At 69.6% G+C, this 12,034-nt stretch carries 10 protein-coding genes; 3 read left to right on the forward strand and 7 right to left on the reverse strand.

All coding sequences use genetic code 11. The features are described from left to right. Position 1 precedes the first annotated feature (1 nt). Positions 2 to 2,230 carry an outer membrane protein assembly factor BamB family protein gene (locus tag ACXDC7_RS02215; RefSeq protein ID WP_459221029.1) on the reverse strand — a complete coding sequence of 743 codons (2,229 nt, stop codon included), beginning with the start codon at positions 2,228 to 2,230 and terminating at the stop codon, positions 2 to 4. Between the two features lie 256 nt (positions 2,231 to 2,486). Here ACXDC7_RS02215 and ACXDC7_RS02220 point away from each other — a divergent pair, with 256 nt between their 5' ends. Both ACXDC7_RS02220 and ACXDC7_RS02225 read left to right on the forward strand, forming a co-directional pair. Beyond that, complete coding sequence (locus ACXDC7_RS02220) at positions 2,487 to 3,521, forward strand: Gfo/Idh/MocA family protein (protein ID WP_459221030.1); 1,035 nt, start codon at positions 2,487 to 2,489, stop codon at positions 3,519 to 3,521. Then, positions 3,518 to 4,522: a Gfo/Idh/MocA family protein gene (locus tag ACXDC7_RS02225; RefSeq protein WP_459221031.1), complete on the forward strand. Its 1,005-nt coding sequence runs from the start codon at positions 3,518 to 3,520 to the stop codon at positions 4,520 to 4,522. Before ACXDC7_RS02220 ends, ACXDC7_RS02225 begins: the two co-directional genes overlap by 4 nt. A 55-nt stretch (positions 4,523 to 4,577) precedes the next feature. Here ACXDC7_RS02225 and ACXDC7_RS02230 read toward each other — a convergent pair whose 3' ends face one another. The 3 genes from ACXDC7_RS02230 to ACXDC7_RS02240 all read right to left on the reverse strand — a co-directional run bounded on the left by ACXDC7_RS02230 (position 4,578) and on the right by ACXDC7_RS02240 (position 7,773). Next, positions 4,578 to 5,444: a carbohydrate ABC transporter permease gene (locus ACXDC7_RS02230; RefSeq protein ID WP_459221032.1), complete on the reverse strand. Its 867-nt coding sequence runs from the start codon at positions 5,442 to 5,444 to the stop codon at positions 4,578 to 4,580. Continuing rightward, on the reverse strand, positions 5,441 to 6,319 hold the full coding sequence (locus ACXDC7_RS02235; RefSeq protein ID WP_459221033.1) for a carbohydrate ABC transporter permease: 879 nt from the start codon (positions 6,317 to 6,319) through the stop codon (positions 5,441 to 5,443). The genes ACXDC7_RS02230 and ACXDC7_RS02235 overlap by 4 nt, the downstream gene beginning before the upstream one ends. A gap of 83 nt (positions 6,320 to 6,402) precedes the next feature. Then, positions 6,403 to 7,773, reverse strand: coding sequence for an ABC transporter substrate-binding protein (locus ACXDC7_RS02240; RefSeq protein ID WP_459221034.1), 1,371 nt, complete (start codon positions 7,771 to 7,773; stop codon positions 6,403 to 6,405). Positions 7,774 to 7,937: 164 nt separating this feature from the next. Here ACXDC7_RS02240 and ACXDC7_RS02245 point away from each other — a divergent pair, with 164 nt between their 5' ends. Continuing rightward, the gene (locus tag ACXDC7_RS02245) at positions 7,938 to 8,954 is read left to right on the forward strand and encodes an Lrp/AsnC family transcriptional regulator (RefSeq protein WP_459221035.1); all 1,017 of its coding nucleotides are present in this window, start codon (positions 7,938 to 7,940) and stop codon (positions 8,952 to 8,954) included. Between the two features lie 54 nt (positions 8,955 to 9,008). Here the strand turns inward: ACXDC7_RS02245 and ACXDC7_RS02250 are convergent, their stop codons facing one another. The 3 genes from ACXDC7_RS02250 to ACXDC7_RS02260 are packed head-to-tail and all read right to left on the reverse strand — an operon-like array spanning position 9,009 to position 12,001. Next, the gene (locus ACXDC7_RS02250; protein ID WP_459221036.1) at positions 9,009 to 10,040 is read right to left on the reverse strand and encodes a prenyltransferase; all 1,032 of its coding nucleotides are present in this window, start codon (positions 10,038 to 10,040) and stop codon (positions 9,009 to 9,011) included. Beyond that, on the reverse strand, positions 10,037 to 10,738 hold the full coding sequence (locus tag ACXDC7_RS02255; RefSeq protein ID WP_459221037.1) for a class I SAM-dependent methyltransferase: 702 nt from the start codon (positions 10,736 to 10,738) through the stop codon (positions 10,037 to 10,039). Before ACXDC7_RS02255 ends, ACXDC7_RS02250 begins: the two co-directional genes overlap by 4 nt. After that, positions 10,739 to 12,001, reverse strand: coding sequence for a glycosyltransferase family 4 protein (locus ACXDC7_RS02260; protein WP_459221038.1), 1,263 nt, complete (start codon positions 11,999 to 12,001; stop codon positions 10,739 to 10,741). Positions 12,002 to 12,034 lie beyond the last annotated feature (33 nt).

A 12,034-nucleotide genomic window follows, 5' to 3' on the forward strand; every position in this document is an offset into this window, starting at 1 on the left:
GCTAATCGAGCCGAGTCAGGAGTACCCGTCCGTCGAGATGGGCGCTGATCAGCATCGAGTCGATCAGCGTCGGTGAGGAGATCACCGGCGAGGCGGAAAGCTGGCGCACCTTCCGGTACTCCCCGGTGGCCAGATCGAGCACGGCGAGATCACCCATGGTGCCGATCACATAGGCCGTCTCGCCGTCGATCACCGGCGCCGCATCCAGCGAGCGGGAGACCATCCGGTCGGTGGTCCACCGCACATTGCCGGTAGCCGCCTCGACCCGGCTGGCCGCACCCCACTCGTCAATCAGCAACAGGTCCCCGCCGGCCAGCGGCCGGGCCGCCGAATACAGATAGGACTGCTCGATCGCCCAGACCTGTTCGCCACTCGCCCGGTCCAGCGCGTACCCGCCGGAGACCGTCGCCACGAAGACCGCGCGATCGTCGATCACCGTCGCCTGGGTCGTCCATGGACCGTAGATCAGCCTCCGGTAGGCGTCCGGACGATCGGCCAGCAGCACCTCCCAGACCGGCGAGCCGTCCTCGATCCTGACCGCCCGCGCCTTGCCGTCGCCGGTGCCGAGGAAGATCAGTTCGTCATCGGCGGCGACCCGGCCGGCGCTGATGCCGGGCTGCGGACGGGACCAGATCACCTCGCCGGAGGCGTCCAGCAACACCAGCTCGGCGCCGACCATCACCGCGACCCGTTGCCGCCCGGACGCTTTGAAGATCGCCGGGTCGGCCATCACCGGCCCACCCAGGCCCGTGCGCCAGAGCTGCTTACCGCTGTCTGCTTCCAGACCGATCAGATAGCCGTCAGCCGATCCCGCCACCAGCAGAGATTCATCCTCGCTGACCGCCAGGTTCGTCAGCACCGGCCCGGTATCGGCCTCCCAGGCGCGCGTCAGCCGCCGGCCGACCTGCAGCGCGGTCACGCCGTTGACCGCGCCCGGAACCACCACTCGGTTTCCGACCCGAACCGTGCCACCGGTGATGATCGCGCCGAGCGCGACATCGTCGACGGGTCGGTACGCGTCGGAATCGATGCGGAACGTCTCGATCACCCGCCAGCGCGAGTCGCCGTCGACGAACTCGACATTCACGCGGTGCTCACCCGGCGGCAGGCCGGAGATGTCCAGGCTCCCCTCGATGCTGCGGCCGCGGCGGGTGAGCTGGGTCCACTTCTCCGCGATCGATCCGGCGTAGAGCTGTTGCTGGTAGATCCCGCACCGGGCCGTCAGACCTTCGGACGGCTGGCTCGTCACGGCGGTGATCAGCAGCTCGTCCCCGCGTACCCGCACCCGCAGACGATCGGGTTGCCGACGGCGTTGCCGTTCGCGATGGCCGCGATGATCATCGAGCTGCAGGGCGACCACCTCGGTGATACGGCGGTCCTCGGGGCGCTCCGGGTTGTCGATGCCGACGTGTTCCACCAGCAACCGCGACGGTCGCCGGGCCTCGCCGACGACTGTCAGCCGGTAGTACTGGGCGGCGTTCTTGACGGCCGCTCCCTCCAACTGGGTGAGGCCGTTGAACAGGTCGATCAGTTGTCGGTGGGTGTGCCCGGCGAGCACGAGTTGCACATTGCGGCCCTCGATCGTTCGCAGCAGGTCATCGGTATTGACAACGTAGTAGTGGCCCTCGGCCATCGGATAGTGCGTGACCAACACCGTGGGGGTCTTCGCCGACTTGTTCTGCAGCTTGCGCCGCAGCCAGGCGAGGTCCTGGTCGGTGTAGTAGCCAACCTCTTGTTGCCAGATTGTCGGATCCAGCAACAAGAACTGGATTCCCGCCAGGTGCACCTCCACATTGCGTTGATCAAGGTACCGCTCGTACAGCTCCGCGGCCGTCACGTCCCAGCGGATCTCGTGGTTGCCCGGCACATGCCAGACGATGTCTCGCAGCGATGCCGGCACCAGGTCGAGATAGGCCTGGTACTCCGCCGCGCTCCCGTATTCCGTCACGTCACCCCCGTGCAGCACCAGGTCCGGCCGATCGGCCTCGATCGCGGCGAACACGGCCCGCAGGTTGGTCAGATGCCGGGCATTCTCCGGATCGACGTGGGTATCGGTCAGGAACGCGACGGTACGCCGAGACTCCGGCGTGCCTGGCTGAGCCGCGGCGCGCGGGGACCGCGTCGACGCGGCGGCCGCGCCCACCAGCACCGCCGCGCCGCCACGCAGCGCGGCGCGGCGGGAGAGGGCGCTCCGGTCGGAAAGATCGATGCCGGGTTCGGTGTCGCTCACGGCCCTGATTCTTCAGCGGCCTCGCAGCGCGCGGCAACCCTTCGTGCACGAGTGCCCGATACGTTCGCCGCTTCCGATCAACAAATCTCCGCAACATGCTTGTACTTCTCATCGAGTGCAGTTCTGAAACAACTTTCGTTCAGTCGCGCCCGACTTCGGACCTGCCTCCTTCAGGCCGCTCGAAGTCCGATCTCCGCAGGCACCGCGGCTGCTAGCGTCCGGCGCGAGCACAGCACGCAGCCAGGGAAGGGCGGCAATGGGAGAACCGGCCGACAGCGAATTGATCACCGTCGGCATCATCGGCGCCGGCGGGATCGCCAATGCGCATCTACCGGCATGGCGCGACCTCGGTGTCCGCGTACTGGTGTACTCCGTCGACGAGGGCGCCGCCGGGCTGATCGAGCGGCATGGCGCCGGTGAGGCCGTGACCAGCCTGGCGGAGCTGTTGGAGCGCGCCGACATCGTCGACATCTGCAGCCCGACCTACACCCATCGCGATCTGGTGTTGCAGGCCGTCGCGGCCCGCCGCCCGGTGATCTGTGAGAAGCCGCTCGGATTGGATCCGGAACAGGCGCGAGAGATCATGTCCGCCTGCGCCGCAGCCGGTGTCTCGCTGTTCCCGGCCCAGGTCGTCCGCTTCTTCCCCGAATACCGGGCGCTGCAGCAGCAGGTGGCCGCCGGCATCGTCGGTACGCCGGCCGTGCTGCGGTTCACCCGGATCGCCGAGCGCCCGAAGCGCGAGTGGTTCCATCAACCGGCGCTCGCCGGCGGCATCATCCTCGACCAGATGATCCATGACCTGGACATGGCCCGCTGGCTGGCCGGTGAGGTGACCGAGGTCTTCGCCCGTTCCGTCACCCGCGCGGCCGACACGGGTGAGGTGACCGCCGCCCAGGTGGTGATGCGGCACGCATCAGGGGCGATCAGCAGCGCCTTCGGCGCCTGGGCGAGCGCCGGCACCAGCTTTCGAACCGCCTTCTCCGTGGCCGGCACCGCGGGCTATCTGCGCCACGATTCCGCCGACAACCGACCGGTACGCGTGGACGCCCCGGCGCCGGGTCAACCCCGCGGCGGCCTGCTCCCGCGCAACCTCGGCCGGAGCCCGTTCCATGATCAGCTCGGCGAGTTCTTGTCCGCGATCCGCGACGGCGCCCCCACCCGGGTATCGGCGTTCGACGGGGTGCAAGCGGTCACGATCGCCACCGCCGCGTCGGAATCGGCACGGGCCGGGCGTCCGGTCCGGCTCGGCGACGCATGGACCAGCACGCAGCCCGAGGAGCGCAGCGCATGAGGATCGGCATCCACTCCCTCGCCCACACCCACGGGTACAGCTATCTGCGGGTCCTGGCCGAGCGTCCCGGGGTGGAGGTCGGGCTGGTGGACACGCCGCCCCTCGAGGGGTCACCACGCGGCCCGGAGGCCGCCGCCGCCTACGGCGCCCGGTACTTCGACGATCTCGATCAACTGCTGTCCTGGCATCCCGACGGAGTGATCGTCTGCACCGAGACGAGCCGGCACCGCGAGGCGACCGAGAAGATCGCCGGCGCCGGTATCCACGTGCTCTGCGAGAAACCGCTGGCGACCTCGCTGACGGATGCCGATGCCATGATCGAGGCGTGCGCCGCGGCCGGGGTGCACCTGATGACGGCCTATCCGGTGCGCTTCTCCCGACCGTTCGCCGCCCTGCAGGCCACGCTGGAGTCCGGGCAGCTCGGGGAACTGGTCAGTTATGCCGGCACGAACAACGGCAAGCTCCCCTCCGAACGGGCCTGGTTCTCCGAGCCGGCCGAATCCGGCGGCGGCGCGATCATGGACCATACGGTGCACATCGCCGACCTGCTGACGGTCCTGCTGCCCGACACCGAGGCGACCTCGGTGCTGGCGGCGGCCAACACCATGATCAACTCCGACCGCGCGCGAGCCGAGACCGGCGGCCTGGTCTCGATCGAGTATGCCAACGGCGTGATCGGCACGATCGATTGCAGTTGGTCGCGCCCGGACAGCGACCTGGTCTGGGGCGGCCTCACCCTGCAGGTGCTCGGCACCGGCGGTCTGGCCGACATGGACGCCTTCGACTCCCAACAGATCTCCGGATTCTCCGGTGAACAGGGAAGGCCGCTGCGGCGCGACTACGGCGAGGATGCGAACGCCGCGATGCTCGCGGCCTTCCTCGACGGCATCCGCACCGGGGTCGCGCCGCAGCCCGACGGGCGTAGCGGTCGGCGCAGCATGGCGATCGCCCTGGCCGCCTACGAGTCGCTGGCCACCGGCAGCCCGGTCCGGCCCGGTTGAGCCCGCAGCACGCCTCGGCCGCGCCCACCGGTCGCCCCCTCCCGCGAGTCCGCGGTCACTTCTCGGCCCCGGAGGTGAGCCCGTCGATCAGGAATCGCTGGACGACCGAGAACAGGATGATCACCGGCACCGTCACGGTGATCGATCCGGCCAGCAGGACGGTCACGGGCACGTCGAAATCGCTCAACTGCGCGATACCGAGCGGTGCGGTCCACTGCTCCCGGCGCTGGACCAGGAAAAGCAGGGCGTAGAAGTACTCGTTCCAGGCGATCATGAACGTATAGATTGCCGTCGAGACGACACCGGGGATCGCCACCGGCAAGATGATGTTCCACAGCATCCTGGGCAGCGAGGCGCCGTCGACCGTGGCCGCCTCCTCGATGCTGATCGGCAAGGCGATGAAGTAGTTGCGCATCATGTAGAGCGCGACCGGCACGGTGCTCGCCACATAGACCAGGAACAACCCGGCCAGCGAACCGGTGAGCCCAACCCGGGCGAGCAGTACGAACAGCGGTACGGACAAGACGATCCCGGGGAACAGATAGACCGCGAGGATGATCGCGTTCACCACGCCTCGACCGGCATAGCGCAGGCGGGCGGCAGCATAGGCGCCGAGCACCGACACCAGGATCGACAACACGACCGTGCACAGCGCCACCAGCAGGGAGTTCAGGACGAAGCGCCCCAGCCCGAATCCGCCGGCCGACTCGTTCAGCATCGCGGTGGCATAGGCGGACAGATCGATCTCGTCCGGGCCGGGGATCAGCCGCAGCGGCTCCCGGATCACCGACGACGCCGGTCGCAGGGTGAGCAGTACGCCGTAGAGCACGGGGCCCAGTGCGGCGACCAGCGCAGCGGCGATGATCACGCCCCGGAGGATCCGCAGCGGGAGCGGGCTACGCAACGAGGAGCGAGAGCTCACATGGCCTCCTTGCGGCGTCCGATGATCACGTACGCGGCCAGCAGCACGGTCAGCACGGCCGACATCAGCAGGCCGTAGGCGGCGGCACTGCCGATATCGGCGCGAGTGATCAGCTCGGTGTAGACCTTCAGCGCCATCACCTGGGTGCCCCCCGCCCCCTCGGTCAGCAGATAGACCTCGTTGAAGCTCTGGAAGGTCCAGATGAATCGCAGCAGGCAGAGCAGCAGGATGACCCCCCGTAGCTGCGGCAGGACGATCTGCGTCAATGTCTGCCAGCGGGAGGCGCCGTCGAGCGCCGCCGCCTCCTCCAGCTCGACGGGCACGCTCTGCAGCCGGGCGGTGATGAACAGGAAGGACAGCGGCGCGGAGCTCCAGATCTCGAAAACCACCACGACCAGCAGCGACAGCGGGATCGGAATCCCCCACGCCTCCACCGTGGTGGTGTTCAGGAAAGCCACCGGGGCCGACCAGCCGAGGAACTCCCGGCCGATCGCGTTGACGATGCCGTACTGGGGATTCAGCATCGTCTGCCAGATCGTCACCGCCGCGATGATCGGCAGGACATAGGGCACCAGCAGCAGCGCCCGCACGACACCCCGTCCGGGGAACGGCCTGCGCAGGCACAGCGCCAGCACCAGCCCGCAGCCAACCGATCCGATCATGGTCAATGTGGCATAGAGCAGTGTGGTGCCGAGCGCATTCCAGAAGGTCGGGTTGCCGAAAGCGCGCTCGAAGTTCGCCAGCGACCACTCGATCGGCTCGGTGCCGATCCGGGGGATGTCGACCAGCCGGATCTCGGAGAAGGCGAAGACGAAGACCAGCACCAGGGGCAGGATCGAGGCGAAGGTGATCACCAGCAGGGTCGGGAGGGTCAACAGTTGCCCCTGTCGGCTCTCCCGCCGCGCCAACTGTCCCCGCCGCGGCCGGGTCAGGACACGTTCCGTCACAGCCCTGCCCGTCACAACCCTGCCTGGACTCCCTCGACGGCGCTCTTCATGGCTGCGGTGACCTCGGCCGCTGGCCGGCCGCTGTACAACTGCTCGATCTCCGCGGCCAGTACCCCTTGGTTGAACACCACTCCGGCGAGCTCGGCATCGGGCGTACCCATGCCCCACTGGTAGACCGAGTTGATGCCGGTGGACATGCTGTCGACGAACTCCTCGCCGTACAGGTCGCCCGCGCTCGCCTTGGCGCCGGCACCGATCCCGAGTCTGCCCCAGGCGTCGAGATACTCGGTCGGGTTCTCCTGGGTGCCATTGCGCAGCGGGATCCGCCCCTCGGTGGCGACTGCGAGCGTGTCCACATAGCCGGTGCTCATGACGTACTCGACATAGCGCTGGGCGGCCTCGGCGTTGGCACCCTGCGGAATGTTGTACCCAAGCACGGTGCCGTACTGCCGCGGGTTGTCCGGGTTGAGTACGGTCAGGAACTCGCTCTGCTTGGCCAGGAAGGCCGGGTCGTCGGCGCACTGCTCACAGGTCGGCGGGTTGGCATCATCCAGCCCGGCGAGCTCGTCCAACAGGTGGGTGGAGAACAAGAGCATGCCCGCATCGCCGTTCAGGTACGCCGCCCGGGCGCTGCTGACATCGAAGTCACCGGAGGTCGAGGAGTTCCGCAGGGTCATGAACTGCTCGGCTGCGGCGGTGCACTCCGGGGAGTCGATGGTCACCATGCCGTCGGTCACCAGCTCACAGCCGGCGGTCTGGAAGAGCGACTGGATCCCTTCGGTGGCCGACGCGGTGCCGGCCTGAGTGCCGAAGGCCAGCCCGGTGATGCCCAGCTTCTCCTTGATCGTCGTCGCGGCGGCGGCCAGTTCCGCCAGGCTGGTGGGTGGTTCGACCCCTGCCTTCTCCAGCAGATCCTTCCGGTACGCGATGACATGGGTCCACCCGTCGCTCGGCACTGCGGCGGCCTGGCTCTCCGGGGTGAGCGCCTGCAGCGCGCGCTCGTTGAAGGTGCCCGGCCCGAGCGCCTCCACCGTGGCCGCTGCCGCATCTGTGTCGAGCAGGCCCTGGGCGTTCCAGGCGCTGGTCTGGGTCGCCGATGCGAGGATCACATCGGGCACGTCGCCGGAGGCGGCACCCGTGACCAGAGCCTGGTCCTGGTCGGCAGCGGCCATCGGCACCACGTCGACCTTGATGCCGGACTCCTGCTCGAAGGCGGCGGCGATCGCCTGCTGGGCAGCCAGCCGCTCGGGTGATGTCTGGGGCGTCAAGAAGGTGACGGAGTCAGACTCCCCGGCGTCACCGCCGGCGCCGGAGCAGGCGGCAAGGACCAGCACGGACGCGGCCGCGACGGCCACCGCCGAGCGATGCAGGAAACGGGACATGTGCAGCCTCCTCGGATCGCGGGGAGCGTGCAACACGGGTGCGTCGGCGCACGCTCGGTTCCTGTCCGCAACGTATCCCAGCTGTACCATTCGGTCGCAACACCCGCTCCTTTTGCAATGAACGATGATCCAAGACTGAGGAAGTGAATCAAATGACGCCTCAGATGGATGCGGTTGACCGGAGAGTCATCGGCGGGCTGCTTGCCCATCCGCGGGCGACCAATGCGCAGCTCGCCGACGCGGCCCATACCTCTCCGGCGACCGTCTCCCGCCGGGTCAGCCGGCTCGTCGCCGACGGCACCGTGTGGGTCACCGGCGTCGTCGACAGCCGCGCCACGAACCGGTCGCGGTCGCTGTTCGTGCGGCTGCGCTGTACGCCCGGCAATGTCTTGTCCACGGTCGAGCGGTTGGCATCGTGGCCCGAGTGCGGTTCGGTCAAGCTGGTGACCGGCAGCGTCGACGCGGTCGCCGAGATCAGCTACACCAGCCAGGACCATCTGCTCGACCTCACCCTCGAGCAACTGCCCGCCCTGAACGGAGTGCAGGCGATCTGGAGCAATCAGGTGATCCGTCGCTACTCCACCCCGCATCGGTGGATGCCGCCGCTGCTCCCCGACGCCGCCGTGGCAGCCCTGCGCGCATTGCGTATCGACCGCTGGCTGGAGTCCTCCCCGCCCGATCGCGCGGATCTGCCCCCGGTCGCGGCCCTGGTCGCCGGTGCCATGCAGGACGACGCCCGGCAGTCCTGGCGCATGATCGCCCGGCGCTGCGGCATCAGCGCCGTGACCGCTCGGCATCACGTGGAGCAGATGATGGCGAGCGGCACCCTGCGTACCCGAACCGTCGTCGAACCGGAGGCCATCGGCCTGGCTGTGAACGCGTTCGTCTGGCTGAACGTGAACCCGACCCAGCTCGGCAAGGCCGGGGCGGTTCTCGCCGAGCATCCCGCGGTCTTGATGATCGCGGCGACCACCGGCGACCGGAACCTGTGCGGCGAGATCGCGGTGGCCTCGGAGTCCGAGCTCTACACCTTCATCTCCCGGACGATCGGCGGCCTGCCGGGACTGCAACATGCCGATGTCGCGATCGCCCTGCGATCGCTGAAGCGGGCGGGCCGTGCCGTCCCGCCCGGACCGCGCGCGCCACAGCCGAACGGACAACCGGCGCGGACAAGCACCTGAACCCGGGCAGGGTCGGCGACGGCTGCCTGGCCGACTACGGCGACAACACGATCGTCAGCGAGCCGGGCGGTGCACCCGATGCCCCGGGGTCGCCACGGTGATCGCGTCCGCGGCGAGCAGCATCGCGGCGGCCGTCCAGGATGACAACTCCTCCGGCCAGCGCAGCCCGTCGCTGAAGACCAGCCCGGTCCAGTAATTGCCGTCCGCCTCGCGCAGGTGCTGCATGTCCGCCAGCAGCCGTTCCGCGCCGTCGCGATCCCCCAGCCCCGCCAGACAGATCGCCAGCTCACAGGTCTCCGCGCCGGTCACCCAGGGCCGGTCGGCAACACATCGGATGCCGAACCCCGGCACCACGAACTCCTCCCAGCGGCCCGACAGCCGGGCCCGGGCCGCCTCGCCCGTGATCGCGCCGCCGAGCACCGGGTAGTACCAGTCCATCGACCACCGACGGCGGTCGGCGAACCGCTCGGGGTGCCGGCCGAGATCATCGGCGATCCGGGCCCGCAGCTCTGCCCAGTCCGGACGCCGCTCCCCGACGGCCTCGGCCAGCGCCAGCGCCGCGGTCAGCGAGTGGTGCACGCTGGCGCTGCCGGAGACCAGCGCCTCGTCGAACCGATTCCCGCGTGCGTCCTCGGCCCAGGCGATCATGCCGTCGGTGGTACGCATCCCGCACACCTTGTCCACGGCGGCCCGCACGATCGGCCACAGCTCGGCCAGAAAACGATCATCGCCGGTGACCAGCCACTGGTGCCAGACCCCGACGGCCAGGTAGCTGATGAAGTTGGCATCGGTGCCGTCGTCGGCGACCGTCTCGTCGGCGTTGATCTTGATCGGCCAGCTCCCGTCCGGGCGCTGGGTCGCGGCACTCCACCGGTACGCCCGTTCGGCCTCGTCGACGAATCCCGCGACGGCCAGCCCCATCGCGGCCTCGACATGGTCCCAGGGGTCGATGTGCCCGCCGGTGAACCACGGGATGGCTCCGCTCGGGTGCTGCATCGCCGCGATCCCCGCGCCGGTGGCGCGTACCTCCGCGGCCGACAGCACTCCGGGCAGCACCGGCACCGCGCGGGAGGTGATCGCGGTCATGGTCGGGTCAGGTAGAGGTTGATCGACTTGCCGAGCACCGGGTCGAGCAGCCGCTCGGCGGCCCGCGTCGGCCAGGGGGCCTTCATCAGGTCCCAGACCAGCATCGCGTGCCAGGCCCGGGCCAGCGGATGATCTTCGCCGAGCCCGGCGCGCAACCACCAGTACGGCGCATGCAGGGCATGCGCCCCGCCGCGGCCGTCCAGCCGCAGCCCGGCGGCGGTCAACTTCGCGATCAGCTCGGTCTCGGTGTAGATCCGCACGTGTCCGCCCGGCACGGTGTGGTACTCGGTCGACAGGGCCCAGCAGATCCGCTCCGGCCAGGCCCGCGGCACCGACACGGCGACCCGCCCGCCGGGACGGGTGACCCGCACCGCCTCCCGGATCACCGCAAGATCACCGGGCACGTGCTCAAGGATCTCGGACAAGATCACCAGGTCGAAGTGGCCGTCCGGCCACGGCAGGTGCGCGGCATCGCCGGTGACCACCTCCGCGGTCGCACCGGCGGGCACCTGCCCTTCGAGTTCCATCGCCACGAACAGCTCCTTGACCTGGGCAAGATCATCGACGGCCTGGTCGAAGGCGATCACCTCGGCACCGCGCCGGTAGAGCTCGAAGGAGTGCCGACCGAGGCCGGCGCCGATGTCGATCGCCCGAGTGCCGGGGCCCACGCCGAGCCGGTCGAAGTCGAATGTGAGCACCTATGCTCCCTTCCGGTATGCGGCCCCGGACTCCTCGATGGCCCGGGTGTAGACCTGCGCGGTGGCGCGCGCGGCGGCGACCCAGCCGTAGCGCTGCAGCACCCGCTCGCGCCCGCGGCGCGCCATCGCCTCGCGCAGTTGCGCGTCGTCGAGCACCTTGGCGAGCGCCAGCCGCAACTCACCCGCGTCGCCGGGCGGCACCAGCATCGCCGCCTGGCCGACCACCTCGGGGATGGCGCCGGCGCGGGTCGCCACCAGCGGCGTACCGCTGGCCATCGCCTCCACCGCCGGCAGCGAGAATCCCTCGTAGAGCGACGGCACGCACGCCACCTGCGCGGTGCCGATCGCCTCGGCCAGCTCCTCCTCCGACAGCCCCGAACGGATCCGCACTGCCCCGGCGAGCCCGAGCCGGCGCACCTGCCGCTCGGCGCTGCCGCCCGGCGGGGTGATCAACTCCAGCTCGACCTCGCGATCGGCGCGCAGCGCGGCCAACGCCTCCAGCAGAACCGGTACGCCCTTGAGCGGCATGTCGGCGCTCGCGATGCAGACGATCCGACCGGGCACGCGCTCGCGGCCGGGCGCGAACAGCGCGGTGTCCACGCCGAGCGGCACGGTGGTGATCTGCTTGGGCGAGACGCCGAAGTCGGCGACGATGTCGGCGGCAGAGCTCGCGGACACAGTGATCAGGTGCGGGAGCCGCCGGGCGACCCGGCGCTGCATCCGCAAGAAGCCGTACCAGCGGCGCACCGTGATCCGCCGCCAGCCCCGCGCCCGCGCGAGATCGAGTCGGCGGTCGCGGCTGATCGGGTGGTGGATGGTGGCGACCAGCGGCCAGCCCTGTCGACGCAGCGCGAGCAGGCCGCTGCCGAGCGACTGGTTGTCGTGGATCACGTCGAAGTCGCCGTGCCGCTCGGCGAGCAGCCGCGCCACGCGCACCGAGAAGGTCCACGGCTCGGGGAACCCGGCGCTGCACATCAGCGCGAACTCCGCCACATCGACCGCGTCCCGGAACTCCGCCAGCCTGGGCACCCGGAACGGATCCGGCTCGCGGTAGAGGTCGAGGCTCGGGACCCGCGTCAGGCGGACGCGCGGATCAAGCTCGGGATAGGGCGGCCCGGAGAAGACCTCGACGCGGTGCCCGATGTCGACCAGGCCACGGCTGAGCTGGCGTACGTAGGTGCCCTGCCCGCCGGAATGCGGCTTCGAGCGGTACGACAGCAACGCCACCCGCATCCGCACCACCTCGCCTTCGCCCGCCAGCACCCCCGTCGAACACCTTTGAGTCAATCATGATGG

This window comes from Naumannella huperziae, from assembly GCF_054073625.1.